Annotated in this window: 16 protein-coding genes; 4 read left to right on the forward strand and 12 right to left on the reverse strand. The window is 63.9% G+C overall.

What is annotated here, in order from left to right; translation table 11 throughout:
- Window positions 1–1,528, forward strand: a 1,528-nt coding sequence (locus JWQ24_RS15495; protein ID WP_299809647.1) for a putative PEP-binding protein, incomplete at its 5' end; no start/stop codon positions are given.
- A gap of 223 nt (window positions 1,529–1,751) precedes the next feature.
- Here the strand turns inward: JWQ24_RS15495 and JWQ24_RS15500 are convergent.
- The 4 genes from JWQ24_RS15500 to JWQ24_RS15515 form a co-directional block, all read right to left on the reverse strand.
- Window positions 1,752–2,975: a bifunctional alpha/beta hydrolase/OsmC family protein gene (locus JWQ24_RS15500; RefSeq protein ID WP_299809649.1), complete on the reverse strand. Its 1,224-nt coding sequence runs from the start codon at window positions 2,973–2,975 to the stop codon at window positions 1,752–1,754.
- A 103-nt stretch (window positions 2,976–3,078) separates the two neighbouring features.
- On the reverse strand, window positions 3,079–3,741 hold the full coding sequence (locus tag JWQ24_RS15505) for a sulfite oxidase-like oxidoreductase (RefSeq protein ID WP_299809651.1): 663 nt from the start codon (window positions 3,739–3,741) through the stop codon (window positions 3,079–3,081).
- A 34-nt stretch (window positions 3,742–3,775) separates the two neighbouring features.
- Window positions 3,776–5,011 (reverse strand): MFS transporter, encoded by a 1,236-nt coding sequence (locus JWQ24_RS15510; RefSeq protein WP_299809742.1) that lies wholly within the window; start codon window positions 5,009–5,011, stop codon window positions 3,776–3,778.
- 410 nt (window positions 5,012–5,421) lie between these two features.
- Window positions 5,422–6,849 carry an amidase family protein gene (locus tag JWQ24_RS15515; protein ID WP_299809654.1) on the reverse strand — a complete coding sequence of 476 codons (1,428 nt, stop codon included), beginning with the start codon at window positions 6,847–6,849 and terminating at the stop codon, window positions 5,422–5,424.
- 113 nt (window positions 6,850–6,962) lie between these two features.
- Between JWQ24_RS15515 and JWQ24_RS15520 the strand changes: the two genes are divergently transcribed.
- Complete coding sequence (locus JWQ24_RS15520; protein WP_299809657.1) at window positions 6,963–7,808, forward strand: alpha/beta hydrolase; 846 nt, start codon at window positions 6,963–6,965, stop codon at window positions 7,806–7,808.
- 177 nt (window positions 7,809–7,985) lie between these two features.
- Here the strand turns inward: JWQ24_RS15520 and JWQ24_RS15525 are convergent, their stop codons facing one another.
- The 5 genes from JWQ24_RS15525 to JWQ24_RS15545 form a co-directional block, all read right to left on the reverse strand.
- Window positions 7,986–8,762 (reverse strand): SDR family oxidoreductase, encoded by a 777-nt coding sequence (locus JWQ24_RS15525; RefSeq protein ID WP_299809660.1) that lies wholly within the window; start codon window positions 8,760–8,762, stop codon window positions 7,986–7,988.
- Between the two features lie 154 nt (window positions 8,763–8,916).
- Window positions 8,917–10,398 (reverse strand): ATP-binding cassette domain-containing protein, encoded by a 1,482-nt coding sequence (locus JWQ24_RS15530; protein WP_299809663.1) that lies wholly within the window; start codon window positions 10,396–10,398, stop codon window positions 8,917–8,919.
- Entirely contained in the window at window positions 10,398–11,321 is a 924-nt protein-coding gene (locus JWQ24_RS15535) for a branched-chain amino acid ABC transporter permease (RefSeq protein ID WP_299809666.1), read from the reverse strand. Before JWQ24_RS15535 ends, JWQ24_RS15530 begins: the two co-directional genes overlap by 1 nt.
- Window positions 11,322–11,323: 2 nt before the next feature.
- Window positions 11,324–12,199, reverse strand: a complete 876-nt coding sequence (locus JWQ24_RS15540; protein WP_299809669.1) for a branched-chain amino acid ABC transporter permease — start codon at window positions 12,197–12,199, stop codon at window positions 11,324–11,326.
- Window positions 12,200–12,420: 221 nt separating this feature from the next.
- Window positions 12,421–13,671 carry an ABC transporter substrate-binding protein gene (locus JWQ24_RS15545; protein ID WP_299809673.1) on the reverse strand — a complete coding sequence of 417 codons (1,251 nt, stop codon included), beginning with the start codon at window positions 13,669–13,671 and terminating at the stop codon, window positions 12,421–12,423.
- A gap of 222 nt (window positions 13,672–13,893) precedes the next feature.
- Here JWQ24_RS15545 and JWQ24_RS15550 point away from each other — a divergent pair, with 222 nt between their 5' ends.
- Window positions 13,894–14,967: a tartrate dehydrogenase gene (locus JWQ24_RS15550; protein WP_299809676.1), complete on the forward strand. Its 1,074-nt coding sequence runs from the start codon at window positions 13,894–13,896 to the stop codon at window positions 14,965–14,967.
- An 83-nt stretch (window positions 14,968–15,050) separates the two neighbouring features.
- On the opposite strand, the gene JWQ24_RS15555 is transcribed toward JWQ24_RS15550, so the two are convergent.
- Genes JWQ24_RS15555 through JWQ24_RS15565 form a run of 3 tightly spaced genes read right to left on the reverse strand, consistent with a single transcriptional unit; the run spans window position 15,051 to window position 18,189 of the window.
- Window positions 15,051–15,959, reverse strand: coding sequence for an NAD(P)-dependent oxidoreductase (locus tag JWQ24_RS15555; protein WP_299809679.1), 909 nt, complete (start codon window positions 15,957–15,959; stop codon window positions 15,051–15,053).
- A gap of 25 nt (window positions 15,960–15,984) precedes the next feature.
- Window positions 15,985–17,232, reverse strand: coding sequence for a Zn-dependent hydrolase (locus JWQ24_RS15560; RefSeq protein WP_299809682.1), 1,248 nt, complete (start codon window positions 17,230–17,232; stop codon window positions 15,985–15,987).
- Window positions 17,233–17,271: 39 nt separating this feature from the next.
- Complete coding sequence (locus JWQ24_RS15565) at window positions 17,272–18,189, reverse strand: LysR family transcriptional regulator (protein ID WP_299809684.1); 918 nt, start codon at window positions 18,187–18,189, stop codon at window positions 17,272–17,274.
- A 125-nt stretch (window positions 18,190–18,314) separates the two neighbouring features.
- On the opposite strand from JWQ24_RS15565, the gene JWQ24_RS15570 reads away from it, so the two are divergent.
- On the forward strand, window positions 18,315–19,136 hold the full coding sequence (locus JWQ24_RS15570) for a putative hydro-lyase (RefSeq protein ID WP_299809687.1): 822 nt from the start codon (window positions 18,315–18,317) through the stop codon (window positions 19,134–19,136).
- The last annotated feature ends 25 nt before the right edge of the window (window positions 19,137–19,161 follow it).

Below are 19,161 nucleotides of genomic sequence, written 5' to 3' on the forward strand. Positions count from 1 at the left end.
TCCGGCGTCGCTGGACCAGCTGCTGCATCCGACCATCGATCCCTCGGCCAAGCGCGATGTGATCGCAACCGGCCTGCCGGCGTCGCCTGGTGCCGCCTCCGGCGAAATCGTGTTCTCCTCCGATGAAGCCACAAAACTGCAGGCCGATGGGCGTAAAGTCATTTTGGTGCGGATCGAGACCAGCCCGGAAGACATCCACGGCATGCACGCCGCCGAAGGCATTCTGACCACGCGGGGCGGCATGACCTCCCACGCCGCGGTGGTTGCGCGCGGCATGGGCAAGCCCTGCGTCTCCGGCTGCGGCACCATCCGCGTCGATTACGGCCGCGGCACCATGACGATCGGCGATCGCACCTTCAAGGCGGGTGACATCATCACGATCGATGGTTCGATCGGCCACGTGATGGCTGGCCGCATGGCGATGATCGAGCCGGAACTGTCCGGCGAGTTCAACACGCTGATGGGCTGGGCCGACAAGGTTCGCAAGCTCAAGGTCCGCGTCAACGGCGACACCCCGGACGATGCGCGCACCGCCATCAAGTTCGGCGCCGAAGGCATCGGCCTGTGCCGCACCGAGCACATGTTCTTTGAGGAAACCCGCATCCGCACCGTGCGCGAGATGATCCTGGCAGAAGACGAGCAGACCCGCCGTGCGGCACTGGCCAAATTGTTGCCGATGCAGCGCGCCGACTTCGTCGAGCTGTTCGAGATCATGAAGGGCCTGCCGGTCACCATCCGCCTGCTCGATCCGCCGCTGCACGAATTCCTGCCGCATACCCAGGCCGAGGTCGAGGAAGTCGCGCGTGCGATGAACACCGATCCGCGCAAGCTGGCCGACCGCGCCCGCGATCTCGCGGAGTTCAACCCGATGCTCGGCTTCCGCGGCTGCCGTCTGGCGATCGCCTATCCGGAAATCGCCGAGATGCAGGCGCGCGCTTTGTTTGAAGCCGCCGTCGAAGCCGGCAAGCGCACCGGCGAGCTGGTCGGGCTCGAAGTCATGGTGCCGCTGATCGCCACCAAGATGGAATTCGATCTGATCAAGGCGCGCATCGACGCCACCGCGCTGGCGGTCATCAAGGAAACCGGCGCCAAGCTGAAGTACAGCGTCGGCACCATGATCGAACTGCCGCGCGCCTGCCTGATGGCCGGAGAAATCGCGGAAACCGCCGAGTTCTTTTCGTTTGGCACCAACGACCTGACGCAGACGACGTTCGGCATCAGCCGAGACGACGCAGCCTCCTTCCTGGGCACCTACATCGCCAAGGGCATCCTGCCGATCGACCCGTTCATCTCGGTCGACCGCAGCGGCGTCGGCGAACTGGTGAAGATCGGCGTCGAGCGCGGCCGCAAGACCCGCCGTGACCTCAAGGTCGGCATCTGCGGCGAACACGGCGGCGATCCGGCCTCGGTGGCGTTCTGCCACGAGATCGGTCTGGACTACGTGTCCTGCTCGCCCTACCGCGTGCCGATCGCCCGTCTGGCCGCCGCACAGGCGGCGCTGGGCAAGGAAGTCTCCAGCCAGGCGTAAGTTGGCAGGAGGCTTTATTGCAATAGTTACGAAAATGGCCGGGGATTCCCCGGCCATTTTTACGTGCAGAAATCGCCGTCATCGTGATTGTTCCCGCTCCCTCAGCTGTCGTTGCGAGGAGCGAAGCGACGCGGCAATTCAGAAGACCGCAAGCGCCGAAAGAACTGGATTGCTTCGTCGCAAGGGCTCCTCGCAACGACAGCTGAGAGAGCGGGGGCTCCCTCTACTCTTCCGCCGTTGTCACGATCCGGATTTCTGAGGTCAGCGTCTTGTGCACCGGGCACTTGTCGGCGATCTCCATCAATCTTGAGCGCTGCTCCGCGTCCAGCGCGCCGTCGATGGCGATCACCCGCTCGATCTGGTCGAGCATGCCGTCCTTGGTCTCGCAGTCCGCACAGTCCTTCGCATGGATCTTGGCGTGCTTTAGCGTCACCCTGACGCGATCCATCGGCAGCGCCTTGCGATCGGCGTAGAGCCGCATCGTCATTGCTGTGCAGGCGCCCAGCGCGCTCAACAGCAGGTCGTAGGGGCCGGGCCCGGTATCCGCGCCGCCAGAAGCCAGCGGTTCGTCGGCGATCAGCCGGTGTGGGCCGATCACGATCTGCTGCTGGAACTTGCTGGCGCGGGTCTCGGTCACCACCACCTGGCGCGGATCTTCCGTCGGGGCGGTCAGCGGCGCGTTGACGACAGGATCGAGATAGCGCGCCACCCAGGCGGCGATCAGGTCGGCGACGTAGATCGCGTCAGCCTGTTTCGTCAGCAGATGGTCCATGCCGTCGAGCGAGACAAAGCTCTTGGGATGCTTCGCGGCCAAGAATATCCGTGTCGCATTGTCGATGCCGACGGTGTCGTCGGTCGGCGATTGGAGGATCAGGAGCGGCCGTCGCAGCTTGGCGATATGCGCCGCCAGATTGTGGTCGGCGACGTCGTCGAGGAATTCGCGCTTGATGCGGAACGGCCGTCCGGCGAGTTGCACCGTGACCTCGCCTTTGGCGCGGATGTCGTCGAGATGGTCGGCGAACAGATGCGTGACATGCGAGGGATCGGAGGGGGCGCCGATCGTCACCACCGCCCTGGCCTCCGGAATCTGCGCTGCCGCGGCCAGGATGGCCGCGCCGCCCAGGCTGTGGCCGATCAGGATTGCGGGCGCCTGGCGATGCTCCCGCAAATGACCGGCGGCCAGGACGAGGTCGGCGACGTTGGAGGAGAAGGTCGTGTTGGCGAAGTCGCCTTCGCTGGAGCCGAGGCCGGTAAAGTCGAACCGCAGCACCGCGATGCCATCCGCGGTCAGCGCTGCTGCGATGCGCTTTGCCGCGAGCGTATCCTTGCTGCAGGTGAAGCAATGCGCGAACAGCGCGGTGGCGCGGACCGCGCCATCCGGCAGATCAAGCGCCGCCGCGAGCAGGTTGCCGTCCGCGCCGGTGAATTGGAAGCGTTCAGTAGGCATGGCGCATCCTTTCGATCAAGGTCGTTCACATACTCTACCGTCATCCTCAGGTGCCGTCGCGCAAGCGGTGAGCACCTCAGGATGACGACTTCGTGGCGAGTGGTCAGTCCTCCGAGTAGCGTTGCTCCAGCCAAGGATCGCCGCGGTTATGGTAGCCGCGGACTTCCCAGTAGCCGGGTTTGTCTTCGCTGACGAACTCGATGCTCTGCAGCCACTTGGCGCTCTTCCAGAAATACAGATGCGGCACAATCAGGCGCACCGGGCCGCCGTGGTCGCGCTCGATAGGCTGGCCAGCCCACGAATGCGCCAGCAGTGCGTCCGCGGCGGCGAAATCCTCCAGCGCAAGGTTGGTGGTGTAGCCGTCATGCGAATGCAGCACGACGAAATTCGCCTCGTCGCGCGGCTTGCACGTCGCCAGCAATTCGCGCGTGGAGAGGCCGTCCCACGTGTTGTCGTAGCGCGACCAGGTGGTGACGCAGTGGATGTCGGAGATGAATTGCTGCTGCGGCTGCGCGGTGAACTGCGCAAAGTCCCAGAACAGCGGGTTCTCGACCGCGCCGTAGACGTCGAGGCGCCAGCGTTCGCGGGAGATGTCCGGGGTAATGCCGAGGTCCAGCACCGGCCAGTCCCTGGTGAGGTGCTGGCCGGGTGGAAGTCTTTGCTCGTTCGGGCGCGCGATCCTGCCGGTGAGGAATTTGCCCTCGCGCGCCCAGCGTTGCTTGCTTTTCGTCAGCTTTGAATCCGGCGGCAGTTGATCGTCGGTCATTGCTGTCGCTCCGTCGTTCAGGACGACGCCGCCGTCACTCGTGACGGTTCATCGCCGAGGTGTGCTTGGTGTCGCGCATCGTGGCGTAAATGATCAGCGAGAGGAAGATCATGCCGCTGAGATAATAATAGAACCATTCCTCATGGCCGAGGCTCTTGAAGTACAGCGCGATCGCAGGCGCAGTGCCGCCGAAGATCGACACCGTCAGCGCGTAGGGCAGGCCGACGCCCAGCGCGCGGATGTTGGTCGGGAACAATTCGGCCTTCACCACGGCGTTGATCGAAGTGTAGCCGGCGACGAACACCCAGGCAGCGCAGATCAGCAGGAACGCGACGAACGGCGACTTGGTGTCCTTCAGCAGCGTCAGGATCGGGATCGTCGACAGCGTGCCGGCGACGCCGAAGAAGATCAGCAGCGGCTTGCGGCCGATCTTGTCGGAGAGGGCCCCGTACAGCGGCTGCAACAGGCAGGCAAAGATCAGCGTGCCGAAGATCACCGTGGTGGTCTGGTCCGTGGTCAGGCCGACCGAGAGCTTGACGAAGGTCTGCATGTAGGTAGTGAAGGTATAGAACGCCGCGGTGCCGCCGGCGGTGAGGCCGACAACCAGCAACAGCTCGCGGGGATAGGCCAGCAGGCCCTTGATCGAGCCCATCGGCTTCTTCAACCGCTTGGCTTCGAGGAACTGCGGGGTTTCGTGCATGTCACGGCGCATCACGGCGGCGAACACCGCGAGCAGGGCGCCGATCACGAACGGAATCCGCCAACCCCAGTCCTTCAGCTCCTGCTCGGTGAGGAACACCTTCTGCAGCAGCAGCAGCACGATGATCGCGGTCAGCTGGCCGCCGATCAAGGTGACGTACTGGAAGCTCGAATAGAAGCCGCGATGCTTGGGATCGGCGACCTCCGAGAGATAGGTGGCGCTGGCGCCGTATTCGCCGCCGAGGCTGAGGCCTTCGATCATGCGGGCGCAGGCCAGGATGACCGGTGCTGCAAAGCCGATGGTGGCGTAGGTCGGCGTGCAGGCGATGATCAGCGAGCCGAAACACATGCACAGCACCGAAAGCGTCAGCGAAATCCGCCGGCCGTATTTGTCGGCGAGGTAACCGAACAGCCAGCCGCCGAGCGGGCGCATCAGGAAGGTCGCGGCGAACAGCACGGCCGCATTGAGTTGCTGAACCACGGGGTCGCTGTTGGGAAAGAAGGCCGGTGCGAAATACAGCGCGAAGGCGGTGTAGGCGTAGAAATCATACCACTCGACGAGGTTGCCCATCGAGCCGATGAAGATCGCCTTGATCCGTTTCTTGGCGTCGTCGAAGTGAAGTTTGCCGTCGGGGTTCGGCGCTGCAATTTGTTCCGACACGTGGGACCTCGTATTCCGTGAAATGAAATGCCCCGTTGCCACGATCTAGCCAAAAAGCCAATGCCGCGGAACGCATTGCAGCTGGCAGCAGGCGGTTATCCTGCCTGGATCAAATCCATTTACAGAAACGCAGTGTCTTTCGGATCATGTTACCGGTGGTCTTGTGCTACGAAAGTCGTAGTTAGCCAGCGTGGAGGGCGCGCGCTACGGCGATAGCCCTCAGTCGTCGTTTCGAGGAGCACTTGCGACGAAGCAATCCAGTCTGGCCGGGAGTGCGGCTATGTGGATTGCTTCGTCGGGTTGGTTATATGCGGTCGTGCTTACTGCGCGGCGCGCGGATCGATCGGCGTAGTACCACGCAGGCCGAGCACGTCTTCAAGTACGCGGGAGCCGGCGAGCAGCTGCGCCTCGCCGCGCGGGGCGGCGACGATCTGCAATCCGACCGGCAGACCCTTCGAGGTGAAGCCGCACGGCAGCGACAGCGCCGGGCAGCACACCAGCGTGATTGCCGACACCAGCGTCAGCCATTCGATGTAGTTGTCGAACTTGTGGCCGGCGCATTCGGCGACATAGCGATCTTCGATCGGGAACGGCGGCACGATGGTCGAGGGGATCATCAGGAGGTCGTAGGTCTTGAAGAACTCCAGCGTGCGCACCGTCATCGCCAGACGCTGCGCCTCGGCGCGTTCGAGATCCTCGACGGTCAGCTTGAGGCCTTCCTCGATATTCCAGATCACTTCCGGCTTCAGCAGTTCGCGCTTTTCGCGCAGCAGCGCCGCCTTGGTCAGCGCGAAGTCGAAGGCGCGCAGCACGTGGAAGCAGTCGTGAGCCTCGCGCAAATCGGGATGGGCTTCCTCGACCTTGGCGCCGGCCTCGATGAAGCGCATCGCAGCCTTGCGGGTGATCTCGATGACTTCGGGATCGACCGGGCTGATGCCGCCGAGGTCCGGCGAATAGGCGACGCGCACCGGCGCGCGCGCGGTGCGCACGGCCGACAGGAACGAGGTAGGCAGCTTCGGCAGCGAGAGGGGATCGGCGATGTTCTCGCCGCTCATCGCATCCAGCATCAGCGCCAGATCCTCGACGTTGCGGGCCATCGGGCCCTGAACGCCGAGCGTGCGGTTGACACCGGCCGAGGGCGTCGTGGCTACGCGGCCGATGCTCGGGCGCAGGCCGACCACGCCACAGAAGCTCGCCGGGCTGCGCAGCGAGCCGCCCATGTCGGAGCCGTGCGCCAGCCAGGCGGTGCCGGAAGCCAGCGCCGCCGCTGCGCCGCCGGACGAGCCCGCGGCCGATTTCGACAGGTCCCACGGGTTCAGTGTCGGGCCGAACACGTCGTTGAATGTATTGGCCCCGGCGCCGAATTCCGGCGTGTTGGATTTCGCGTAGATCAGCGCGCCGTTTTCTTCGAGGCGGTCGACCAGGATGTTGGACTTGGCCGGCACGACATCCTTGTAGATCATGGAGCCCTGCGTGGTGCGCACACCGGCTACCGCAGTGAGATCCTTGATCGGCACCGGCAGGCCGGCGAGCAGGCCGCGGCTGCCTACCGGCTGCTTCATCAATTCCTTGGCAGAGTCGCGCGCGCGATCAAAGCACAGCGTCGGCAACGCGTTGACCTTACCGTCGACCTCGGCGATTCGCGCTTCCAGCACGTCGAGCAATTCCAGCGGGGAGACCTCGCCGGCATTGAGCTTGTCAACGATGGTGCAGGCCGTCGCTTTGATGAGGGTTTGATCAGTAGCCACGTGCGTCTCCAGTTTGCTTCCGCATTGTTGTCGATCCCGACGAAATAGCCGTGTAGACCATTTTGCGGAATTGTGGAATCGCGGGCGGCTGTCCGCACAGCAGGGATGCAACCATGAGTAAGCCTTTCGGCGAGACGAACTGGCGCGCGATGAACCAGCAGGAGCTGGATGCCGGCCTCAACAACGGGACGGCCGTGCAGGGCAGCGCCGATATCTCCGCCGGCTGGGTCAAGCGATCCGATGAGATCAAGGCGAAGTATCCCGGGCATCTCGAACTCTCTTACGGCCCGGCCGAGCGCAACAAGTTCGATTTCCTGAAGGCCGCCGATGGCGGACCGACCCTGGTGCTGATCCACGGCGGCTACTGGCAGATGCGCTCGAAGGACTTCTTTACCTGCTTCGCGGCAGGGCCGATGGCCCACGGCATCAACGTCGCGGTGATCGGCTATACGCTGGCGCCGGAAGCGACGCTGGACCAGATCGTCGCTGAGTTGCATGCCAGCGTCGATGCGCTGGTTGAGCAGTTGCCGGCGCTGGGCGGCGATCCCGCGCGCATCGTCGTCACCGGCTGGTCGGCCGGCGGCCATCTCACCGCGACCACGCTAGCCCATCCGGCGGTCAAGGGTGGCGTGGCGATCTCGGGGATCTACGATCTCGAGCCGATCCGGCACTCCTACCTCAACGAGAAGCTGAAGCTGGACGAGGCTATGTCGCGACGCCAGTCGCCGCTGATGCAGGACGGCGGCCCGGCGGCGCCCCTCTCGATCGTGGTCGGGGGCGGCGAACTGCCGATCCTGCGCCAGCAGAGCGCCGATCTCGCGGCCTTCCGCGCATCGCACGGTCTGCCGGTGACCTACGAGGAAATCCCCGGCGCCAACCATTTCACCGTGATGGCCGAACTGGAATCGCCCACCGGTCGTATCACCACGCTGATCAAGCAGATGGTGGAGCGGATTTAAGAACGCTATTGCGCCACCGCGCCTCTCGCTCAGTTGTCACCACCCGCGAAAGCGGGTGGCCCAGTAGACGGCGTGGTCACAATTCATTTATTGCCGGCTCGGATTACTGGGTCGCCCGGTCAAGCCGGGCGATGACAGTTGAGTTTGTGGCCACGCGTCCTGGACACGAGACCTATCCTATCCCCACCCGGCGCTGAGCCCGCCATCCACGGTGTAGATCACGCCCGATGTATAGCCGGCACGCTCGGAGGCCAGGAACGTCATCAGATCCGCGATCTCCCGCGGATGCGCCGCGCGGCCGAGTGGCAGGCCGGATTGTAATTCGCGAAAACGGTTCTCGTCGCCGAACTGAGCTTTGGCGCGCGTCTTCATCAGCGTGATGTGGCGCTCGGTCTCGACCGGGCCGGGGTTGATGCCGACGACGCGGATGTTGTCCTTCAGGCTCTTGCCGCCGAGCGCGCGGGTGAAGGCCATCAGGGCGGCGTTTCCGGCGCTGCCGCAGATGTAGTTGGCGTCGAATTTCTCGCCGGCCGCGCCGATGTCGTTGATGATGACCCCAAAGCCCTGCGTCTTCATCCGGGCGTAGACCAGCCGCGTCAGGTTGATAAAGCCGAACACCTTGAGATCCCAGGCGTGACGCCAGGTCGGCTCGTCGATCTTGTCGATCGAGCCGCCGGGAATGTCGCCGGCATTGTTGACGAGGATGTCGATCCCCGAGGCGGCGTCGGCCAGGGCGGCCAGTTCGTCGGGCTTGCGCAGGTCGACGGGATGGATGGTGACGTCAACCTGGTGCCGCGCGCGCAGGCGATCGGCCAGCGCCTCCAGCAGCGCCACGTTGCGGGCAGCCAGATGCAGATGGCAGCCCTCGGCAGCGAAGGCTTCGGCGGCCGCGGCCCCAATTCCCTTCGAGGCCCCGGTGATCAGGACGCGCTTGCCGTGCAGATGAAGGTCCATGGGAGGCTCGCTGTTGTGAAATAGGGGCGCCGTTGCCAGCCCCGTCATTGCGAGGAGCGAAGCGACGCGGCAATCCAGTAGGCCATAAGCAAGGAAAGAACGGGATTGCTTCGTCGCAAGGGTTCCTCGCAATGACGGGGGCGTAGTTGAGGCGCTACAAATACCCCTCGCCGGCCTCGGCAGCAAACCGGGCGGGGTCGCCTTCCCAGACGATGCGGGCATGCTCCAGCACATAGACGCGGTCGGCATGGGGCAGCGCGACCGTGACGTTCTGCTCGCCGAGCAGCACGGTGATATCCGTGGTCTGCCGCAGCTTTTCCAGCGCCCTGGAGAGCAGTTCGAGGATCACCGGGGCGAGGCCGAGCGTCGGCTCGTCGAGGATCAGGATTTTCGGCTGCATCATCAGCGCGCGGCCGATCGCCAGCATCTGCTGCTCGCCACCGCTCAAGGTCTGCGCCATCTGGCCCTGACGCTCCATGAGGATCGGGAACAGCTCGAACAGCCAGGCCATCTGCTTGGCCTTGACCTCCTCGGTGAGATGCTGGCCGCCGAGGTCGAGGTTTTCGCGCACGCTCATCTCGCCGAACAGCTCGCGGGATTCCGGGCACTGCACCACGCCGGAGCGCGCGATCTTGGCCGGGCTGATGCCGCGGAGTTTCTCGCCGTCGCGGATAATCTCGCCGGTGTAGGGCAGGAAGCCGGAGATGGTGTTGAACAACGTGGTCTTGCCGGCGCCGTTGAGGCCCACGACCGAGACGAACTCGCCCTTGTGAACGTGGATCGAGACGTTCTCCAGCGCCTGCGCCTTGCCGTAGTGCACGCTGACGTTCTCGACCTGCAACAGCGGCACCTTGTCGGTGAAATCGGCCTCGGGCCTTGCTGCGGTCTCGATCGCGCCGCCGAGATAGACCCGGCGCACGGTCTCGTTGCGCATCACCTCGCTGGCTGCGCCGGTGCAGATCTCCTCGCCGAGATACATCGCCAGCACGCGATCAACCAAGGCCGCGACGCTCTTGACGTTGTGGTCGACCAGCAGCACGGCGCGGCCCTCGTCGCGAAAGCTGCGGATCAGTTCGGAGAAGGTGCCGACCTCGGCCAGCGTCAATCCGGCGAAGGGCTCATCGACCAGCACCACCTTGGGGTCCCGGGCAATCGCCTTGGCGAGCTCCAGCCGGCGCAGGTCGGCAAACGGCAGCGTCGGCGGCCGGCGGTGCATGACATTGCCCAGGCCGACGCGGTCGGCGATCCACTTGGCGCGCTCGGTCAGCTTCTTGTCGGCGAACAGCATGAACAGGCTGTCCGGCAGCAGCGCCACCATGATGTTTTCCAGCACGGTCTGCCGGTTCAGCGGCCGCGAATGCTGGAACACCATACCGAAGCCCATTCGCGCGATCTTGTGCGCGGGTTGGCCGGCGATGTCTTCGCCCTGGAAGATCACCTCGCCGGCGGTCGGTCGTTCGATTCCCATCACTGATTTCATCGCGGTGGACTTGCCGGAGCCGTTCGGGCCGATCAGTCCGAATATCTCGCCGGCGCGCAGCTCGAACGACAGTTTCTTCACCGCGGTGAGGCCGCCGAAACGTTTCGTCAGGCCGCGGACTTCGAGGACGGGCGGGTGGTTGGTGACGGCATCCATTACGCACGGGCCTCGCGGGACAGGGCTTTGCCGAGAAAACCACCGGGGAAGAACAGGATGGCGAGCAGCGCCACGGCGGAGACGATGAAGGTGGCGAGTTCGCCGGTGGGGCGCAGGAATTCGCCCGCCACGATCAGGAAGATCGCGCCGAGTGCAGCGCCCAGCACAGTGCGGCGGCCGCCCAGCACGGCAGCGACGATCACCTGCACGCCGACGGCGACATCGACCACGGTGCCGACGGAAGCCGTGCCGAAGTAGAACACCAGCATCGCGCCCGATAGCCCTGAGAAGAACGCGCTGACGATGAAGGCGAACAGCTTGTGCTTGACGATGTTAAAGCCGAGCGCGCCGGCCTGCACCGGGTCCTGTCCGCTTGCTTGCAGCACGAGACCGATCGGCGATTGCGACAGGCCGTACAGGATGAACGCGCTGATGCTCATGAAGGCGAGTGCGATCCAGTAATTGGCTGACGCGTCGATGGTGATGACGTCGGGAATGGTAAGGCCGATCTCGCCGCCGGTGAGGTCGGCGAACACCACGATGAAGTTCTGCAGCATCAGAACCGCGACCAGCGTGGTCAGCCCGAAATATGGCCCGCGCACGCGCAGCGCCGGTAGCGCGAGCACGAAGCCGGCGACGACAGAGGCCATCGCGCCGAGCATGATGCACAGATAGACCGACCAGCCGTACTGGTTGTTGAGGATACCCGCCGTATAGGCGCCGACGCCGATCAGGAAGGTCGGGCCGAAATTGACCTCGCCGGCGAAGCCGAACAGCAGGTCCCACGACATCGCGAATACGCCGAAGTAATAGGCCACCGTGAGCAGGCCGAGAATGTAGCCGGAGACATAAAGCGGCAGCGTCGAGGCGATGACGACGATGCCGAGCGAAATCCAGAACAGCCGCGTTTTGAAAAAGGACATGTTCATCGCCTCCCGAGCAGGCCTTGCGGCCGGATGTACATCACCATTACCAGCAGCAGCAGGGCCGGAATGGTGCGGTAGGCCGGCGAGACCAGATAGGCAGTGAGGGTTTCCAGGTAGCCGACCACGAAGGCGGCGATCAGCGAGCCGGACACGCTGCCGAGCCCGCCGAGCACGACGATCGAAAACGCCGATGCGGTCAGCGGGCCGACGCTGTAGGACGACACGCCGAGGAACATGCCGAGCAACACGCCGGCGATCCCGGCGAGAAGGCCGTAGATGCCCCATACCACGATGTAGATGTTGGTGAGTTCGAGCCCGAGCAGTGTGACGCCGCGCGGGTTCATCGAGGCGGCCAGCACCGCCTTGCCGGTGCGGGTGCGGTTCACCAGCAGCCACAGCAGCGCGATGACGAGGCAGCACACCAGCGCGGTGAAGATCTCGTTCTGCGGCGTGCGCACGCCGAGGATATTCACCACGCCCTCGATGATCGGCAGCACGGTCTTGGCGTTGTTGGTGAAGAAGTAGGCGATCACCTCCTGGATCATGATCCCCCACAGCAGCGTGCCGGTGAGGACGAAGATTTCCTTCTCCTCATTGGGGATCCGGTTGGAGCGCTGGATCGGTTGCACCACCAGGAAATAGGTGAGCAGCGATGCCACCAGCGCCGTGCCGACGCCGATCAGCGCGCCGGCATAGTTGCCCACCCCAAGCACCGAGGAGGCCGCCCAGGCCGCCACCGCGGCGGCCACCATGATGGCGCCGTGGGACAGGTTAAGAACGCCGGAGACGCCGAAGATGAGGGTGAACCCGGTGGCCCCCAGCGCGTAAAGCGCGCTGATGGCGAAACCGTCGATCAGGATTTGCAGGAAAAGCATTTAGCACGCTGCGGCCAAAGGCGCCGTCACTGGAGGAAGAAGAAACATCTGCGCTGTCATGGTGGTTCCGTCATTGCGAGCCCGCGAAGGTTGGCGTTGCCAACCTTCGCGGGGCGAAGCAATCCAGAAAGCCGCAAAGAAAGGCTGGATTGCTTCGTCGCAAGGGCTAAGGGGAAAGCTGGCGAGCCAGCTTTCCTTGACCTCGCACTGACGCGTGGCCGTCAGTTCGTTGTCACCTTGATGAAGGCCGGGAACTTGATCTGCGCCTTCGCCACTTCCGGCGGCCAGACGCTGACCTGGGCGCCGTCCTGCCACTGCAGCATCAGTCCGGTGATCAGGCCCTTGCCGTATTTCAGGCCATGGGTGAAGGGCTCGTCCTTGCCGTAGAACTGGATGCGGCCGATGGTGCCTTCCCAGTCGGTGGCCTCCAGCGCCGTCACCATCTTGTCGGCGTCGGTCGAGCCGGCGCGCTTGATGGCATCGGCGAGGAAATAGACCTCGTCATAGGCGGTGTAGCCGGCATAAGACGGATAGTTGCCGAACTTCTTCTTGAAGCCTTCCGCGAACGGGATCGACTTCGGGGTCACTGCGACACCCGGGCCGGACACGCCCTGATACAGCACGCCGTCGGAGGCGTTGTTGGTGTCCTTGCCGAAGGTCGAATTGGTCGCCTGCGACGAGATGCCGAGCATGGGGATCGGCACCTGCTGGTTCTTCCACTGCACCGTCGGCTGCACGCCGACATGGCTGATGCCGGTGATGATGATGTCCGGCTTGGCGCCCTCGATTTTGTTGAAGATCGGGGTGAAGTCGGTGGTATCCGGCGAGAAGCGGATATGGTCGAGCACCTTGAGGCCGATCTTCGGCAGGCATTCCTCGTAACCGATGTCGAGCGGCTTGGTCCAGGCGGCGTCCTCGCTCATGATCACGGCGGTCTTCATCTTCTTGCCATCGACCAGCAGGTCCTTGGCGGCGTCGCACACCGAGAGCGCCAGCGAGGCGGACGTCAGGTAGCCGTGGAACGTGTATTTGTTCTTCTCGTAGTCCTTGTTGACCGCCTTCGGGATTTCGTTGGAAGCCGCACCCGGCGTGATGAACGGCGTCTTCAGCCGCGATGCCCACGGCATCAGCGCCAGCACCACCTCGCTGATATAGCTGCCGATTACGGCGTGGACCTTGTCCTCGTTGACGGCGCGCTGGAAGGCGCGCACCGAGTCGGCGGAGGACGAATGGTTGTCGTAGGACACGATCTCGATCATCCGGCCATCGACGCCACCCTTGGCGTTGATCTCTTCCGCGGCGAGCTGGGCTGCCTGCGGGATCGAGGCGCCGGCGATCGCCTGGGCTTCGGCGATGACGCCGATCTTGATGGGGTCGGCGGCAAAGCCGGCGGTGGCGCTCCAGCCCAAAGCGGCGGCGGCTACGGCGGCGCGCAAGGTCCATGAACGGGAATACGGGATTCTGTCTGCCATGATGGTTTCCTCGACCCTTTGTTCGGCTCTTTGGCCGGGGCTGTTGTTCAGCCGTGCGCGGATACTACGCAGATGGACGACCGCGGCAAGCTAAACTGCGACATGACCGCACATCAAATGCGCTGCACTGCAACGTTGATCGGCGCGGCAGTTTGGTCCACATCATGCCGATGATTTAGACAGGCCGGCTGCCCGCAGCCGCTGCCGATGGAAGGACATCCCGTGACCACCAAGGAATATCGTATCGCCGTCATCCCCGGCGACGGCATCGGCAAGGAAGTCATGCCGGAAGGCTTGCGCGTACTGGAAGCCGCCGCCAAGCTGCACCGCGTCAAGCTGCATTTCGACCATTACGACTTCTCGTCCTACGACTATTACGAAAAGCACGGCCAGATGATGCCTGACGACTGGAAGGACCAGATCGGCAAGCATGACGCGATCTATTTCGGCGCCGTCGGCCTGCCGGCGAAAATTCCGGATCACATTTCGTTGTGGGGCTCGCTGATCAAGTTCCGCCGCGAGTTCGACCAGTACGTCAACCTGCGCCCGGTCCGGTTGATGCCCGGCGTGCCCAGCCCGCTGGTCGGCCGCAACCCCGGCGACATCGATTTCTGGGTGGTTCGCGAAAACACCGAGGGCGAGTATTCGTCTGTTGGCGGCCGCATGTTCCCGGATACCGACCGCGAATTCGTCACCCAGCAGACGGTGATGACGCGCATTGGCGTCGACCGCATCCTGAAGTTTGCCTTTGACCTCGCGCAGTCGCGCCCGAAGAAGCATCTGACCTCGGCGACCAAGTCGAACGGCATCTCGATCACCATGCCGTATTGGGACGAGCGCGTGGAGGCGATGGCGAAGAGCTATCCGGATGTGAAGTGGGACAAGTACCACATCGACATTCTCACCGCGAATTTCGTGCTGCATCCCGACTGGTTCGACGTTGTGGTCGGCTCCAACCTGTTCGGCGACATCCTGTCGGATCTCGGCCCCGCCTGCACCGGCACCATCGGCATCGCGCCGTCCGGGAACATCAATCCGGCCGGGCTGTTTCCGTCGGTGTTCGAGCCGGTGCACGGTTCGGCGCCGGATATCGCAGGCCAAGGCATCGCCAACCCGATCGGTATGATCTGGTCCGGAGCGATGATGCTGGAGCACCTCGGCGAGAAGACCGCGGCGGATTCCATCGTCAAGGCGATCGAGCGCACGCTGGGCGAGCGCACGCTGCGTACCCGCGATCTCGGCGGTCAGGCGGATACGTCAGCCTGCGGCAAGGCCGTGGCGGAGATGGTGGAGTAGGCGCTCTTGCTTCCTTCTCCTCTCCCACCTGCGCAGCTTTCGCTGCTTGGGGAGAGGGGAAGGGCCGCCTCATTGAGTGAGCCTTAGCCCGCAATCCTTCTGCAATGTGCCCACGCCGCTGCGATCAGATTGTCGCTCGCTTCCGGCGTGCGGAACGCGGAGTGCGCGGACAGCGTGACGTTCGGCAGCGTCGTCAGCACATGCCCGACCGGGAGCGGTTCGATATCGAACACGTCGAGGCCGGCATGGCGCAAATGCCCGGAATTCAACGCGTCGATCATCGCGGCCTCGTCAACCACCGCGCCGCGCGCAGTGTTGACGAGGATCGCGCCTGGCTTCATCTGTGCGATCCGTTCACGCGACAGAAAGCCACGGGTGCCATCGTTGAGCAGCAGATGCAGCGAGACGACATGGCTCCGCGCCAGCAGTTCGTCGATGCCGACGAACTCCACGCCGGGATATTCTTTCGGCGTCCGGTTCCACGCGATCACCTTCATGCCTGAGCCGAGCGCGATGCGCGCGGCCTGCGCGGCGATGCCGCCGAAGCCGATCAGGCCGAGCGTCTTGCCGGTCAATTCCATGCCGTCGTCGCGCAGCCAGTTGCCGGCACGCATCTCACGGTCCATGCGCGCCAAGCCGCGGGCGCCTGCCCACATCAGCGCGATCGCGCATTCGGCGACCGCGGTGTCGCCATAGCCGCGGATCAGGTGCACCTCGATGCCGAGGCCTGCGAGTTCTTCCGGGTTCATGTAGCTGCGCGCGCCAGTGCCCAGAAACACGACGTGCTTCAGCCCGGTGCATTTGCGGGCGATGTCGGTCGGCAGGTACGTGTGGTCGATGACGGCGATCTCGGCGCCGTCGAGGACGCCGGGCAATTGCTCCGGCGTCACATCTTCATCGCGATGAATCTTCACCGCGATATCGCCGGCCTGCGCCTGGCTCTCGACAAGATCAGCCAGCGGTTTGCTGGCATCGACAAATACTGCGCGCATCATCGTTCTCTATCGTTCTCTGTCGTTATTTGGATGCGACGCCGGCCAGGCCCAGCACGGTGTGCAGCAGCACGTTGGCGCCGGCGGCACAATCAACCTGGGTGGAGTCTTCCAACTCGTTGTGGCTGATGCCGTCCTTGCAGGGCACGAACACCATGGCGGTCGGCATGATGTTGTTGAGGTTGCAGGAATCGTGCCCGGCGCCGGAAGTGATGCGGCGATGCGAATAGCCGAGCGTCTCTGCGGCCTGCTCGACCGCATTAACGAAGTCCTTGTGGAAGTGCGTCGGCGGCTTGTGCCAGACCTTGTCGAAGGTGACTTCGACCTTGCGATGCGCGGCAATCTCCTTGATGGCGTCGCGCACGCCCTTTTCGATGGCCTCGAGCTTGCCGTCATCGACGCTGCGCAGATCCATCGTGAAGGCGATCTCGCCCGGGATCACATTGCGCGACGGATTGGCGATCACTGCTTCGCCGACGGTGCCGAGCGCGCCGATGTTGCTGACGACGCGTTCGGTGGCGAGCACGATCTCGGACAAGGTCGCCAGCGCGTCGCGGCGCAACGGCATCGGGGTCGAGCCGGCATGGCTTTCAAAGCCGGTGATCTTGCCATCGAACCACAGCACGCCCTGGCCGGAATCGACCACGCCGATGGTCTTGCCTTCGGCCTCCAGGATCGGACCCTGTTCGATATGCAACTCGACGAATCCGGTGAACTTCTGCGTGCCGACCGGGGTGGTGCCGCGGTAGCCGATCGCGTCCAGCGCCTCGCCGACGGTGACACCGGCGATGTCCCTGCGCGCGAGAATATCGTCAGTGGTGAAATCGCCGACATAGGCGGCAGAGCCCATCATCGCCGGGGCGAAGCGCGAGCCTTCCTCGTTGGTCCAGTTGGCGATGCAGATCGGCAGTTCGGTCTCGATGCCAGCGTCGTTCAGCGTGCGGACCACTTCGAGCGCGCCCAGCGTACCCAGAATACCGTCGAACTTGCCGCCGGTCGGCTGCGTGTCGAGATGCGAGCCGATCCCGATCGGGGCCTTCGACATGTCGCGTCCCTTACGGAGCGCAAACATCGAGCCCAGCGCATCGATATGCACCTCGCAGCCCGCTGCTTCGCAGGCGGCGCGGAACCAGTCGCGTACCTGCTTGTCCTCAACGCTCAGCGTCAGCCGCCGTACGCCGCCCTTCGGCGTGCCGCCGAACTTCGCGGTTTCGTGAATCGTGTCCCAAAGCCGCGCGGAATCGATTTTGAGATTATCGCCAAGCTTGGTCATGCAGTCTGTCCCGGGAAGTTCGCGTTGAGGAGGTCTTCTTCAATGACGCGGCGCAACAGGGACGTCAACCAACGGGCTGCCCTGCGCGATCTGCGCAGCAAGGCCCGCGACGAGTTCGATGGCTACCGTATCGGGCGAGGCCAGCCAGCTCGCGGAGAACGTCAGCGGTGGCATCTGCAGATCGGTATTGAGCAATTGCAGCCGGCCGTCGGCGAGTTCGTTTGGTACGATCGCGGTCGGGATCACGGCAATGCCGAGTCCTTCGATCGCCATGTGGATCACGGTGGCGAGCGAGGCGCTGGCGTGCAGCCGGATCGGTGGCAGATCCGGCTGGTTGAACAGCGAGCGCACGATCTCGTAGGGCTGGGTCTTGCGCGGGAAGGTGATGATCGGATGCTTCGCCAGATCCTGTACCGTCAGTACTTCGCTGCCGAGGCCGAGTGCGGGGCTGGCGAGGAAACCGACCGGATAGTCGCCCAGCACCTTGTTGCGTACCGTCGAGGTAGCGATGGGGCCCATCAGCAGCGCCAGTTCGATCTCCTGCGCCAGCAATCGCGCGCGCAAGTTCGGCGTGATATCGACCTCGATCTCGAGCGTCAGGTTGGGGTAGGCCGCGTTGACGCTCTTGATCAGTCTCGGCAGCCAGGCGTGGACGATGGTTTCCGCGACGCCGAGCCGCAGTACGCCGCGCATTACCGAGCGATCGCCGACCGCCGCGATCATCTCCGAGCGCAGCCCGATCAGCTTCTCGGCGTAGACCATCAGTTGCCGGCCAGCCGGCGTCGGCGACGCCACCTTGCGGTCACGGTGCAGCAGCCGCACGCCCAGTTCGCGCTCAAGCTGCGCGATACGCTGTGAAATCGCCGGCTGGGTGGTGTTGAGCTTGTGGGCGGCGCCGCGGAAGCTGCCGAGATTGACGACCCACAAGAAAGTCTCCAGCGCCTTGAAATCCGCCATTGCTGCTATTGCTATCCGGCTTTTGATAAATTTAATTTATCACTAGTGATTAGAAACAACGATTAGACATTATAGTAGTCCTAGGTTCCATTCCCTGTCGAGGTGGAATTAGGCAGGACACGTAGATGGCCAGTTTTTCAGCAGTTCGCCCGACCCAGAATGGTGACGCACCGTTGTCGCCGAGCGCTGCTGCCCGCCGCGAGTACCGCGCGGGCAAATATGGCAGCACCGCCGGCGTCGCGCCGGGCTATGTCCAGGGCAATCTGGTCATCCTGCCGGAGTCTCAGGCTGCCGCCTTCCACCGCTTCTGCCAGCTCAATCCGAAACCCTGTCCGATCATCGGCATGTCCGAGGTCGGCGATCCCCGCATTCCCGCGCTCGGCCTTGATCTCGATATCCGCACCGACATTCCCCAGTATGTGGTGTGGCGTGACGGCGAGGCGATCGACCGCCCGGCAGAGGTGATGAATTACTGGCGCGACGATCTGGTGTCGTTCGTGATCGGCTGCTCCTACTCGTTCGAGGAGGCGATGATGGCCGACGACCTGCCGATCCGCCACATCGAGCAGGACGTGCTGGTCCCGATGTACCGCACCAATATCGCCTGCAAGCCGGCCGGCCCGTTTGCCGGGCCGATGGTGGTATCGATGCGGCCGCTGAAGCCGGCCGATGCGATCCGCGCGGTGCAGATCACCTCGCGCTTTCCCTCCGTGCACGGCGCGCCGGTGCATCTCGGACTGCCGCAGTCGATCGGCATCGCGGATATCAACAAGCCCGACTATGGCGACGCCGTGCGCATCAATGAGGATGAGATCCCGGTGTTCTGGGCCTGCGGCGTCACCCCGCAGAGCGTCATTGCTGCAGCGCGCGTGCCGTTTGCGATCACGCATGCGCCGGGGGTGATGCTCATCACCGACCTCAAGAACAAGCATCTGGCTGTTTTATAACAAGCAGCTTGCCGTTCTTTCAGGC

It is taken from the genome of Tardiphaga sp. (assembly GCF_028290495.1).
Taxonomy (GTDB): Bacteria; Pseudomonadota; Alphaproteobacteria; order Rhizobiales; family Xanthobacteraceae; genus Tardiphaga.

Coding starts and splice junctions, on each gene's coding strand:
- JWQ24_RS15500 (WP_299809649.1), bottom strand. CDS start 2,975: ATGCCTACTGAACGCTTCCAATTCACCGGCGCGGACGGCAACCTGCTC.
- JWQ24_RS15505 (WP_299809651.1), bottom strand. CDS start 3,741: ATGACCGACGATCAACTGCCGCCGGATTCAAAGCTGACGAAAAGCAAG.
- JWQ24_RS15510 (WP_299809742.1), bottom strand. CDS start 5,011: ATGGGCAACCTCGTCGAGTGGTATGATTTCTACGCCTACACCGCCTTC.
- JWQ24_RS15520 (WP_299809657.1), top strand. CDS start 6,963: ATGAGTAAGCCTTTCGGCGAGACGAACTGGCGCGCGATGAACCAGCAG.
- JWQ24_RS15525 (WP_299809660.1), bottom strand. CDS start 8,762: ATGGACCTTCATCTGCACGGCAAGCGCGTCCTGATCACCGGGGCCTCG.
- JWQ24_RS15530 (WP_299809663.1), bottom strand. CDS start 10,398: ATGGATGCCGTCACCAACCACCCGCCCGTCCTCGAAGTCCGCGGCCTG.
- JWQ24_RS15535 (WP_299809666.1), bottom strand. CDS start 11,321: ATGTCCTTTTTCAAAACGCGGCTGTTCTGGATTTCGCTCGGCATCGTC.
- JWQ24_RS15540 (WP_299809669.1), bottom strand. CDS start 12,199: ATGCTTTTCCTGCAAATCCTGATCGACGGTTTCGCCATCAGCGCGCTT.
- JWQ24_RS15545 (WP_299809673.1), bottom strand. CDS start 13,671: ATGGCAGACAGAATCCCGTATTCCCGTTCATGGACCTTGCGCGCCGCC.
- JWQ24_RS15555 (WP_299809679.1), bottom strand. CDS start 15,959: ATGCGCGCAGTATTTGTCGATGCCAGCAAACCGCTGGCTGATCTTGTC.
- JWQ24_RS15560 (WP_299809682.1), bottom strand. CDS start 17,232: ATGACCAAGCTTGGCGATAATCTCAAAATCGATTCCGCGCGGCTTTGG.
- JWQ24_RS15565 (WP_299809684.1), bottom strand. CDS start 18,189: ATGGCGGATTTCAAGGCGCTGGAGACTTTCTTGTGGGTCGTCAATCTC.
- JWQ24_RS15570 (WP_299809687.1), top strand. CDS start 18,315: ATGGCCAGTTTTTCAGCAGTTCGCCCGACCCAGAATGGTGACGCACCG.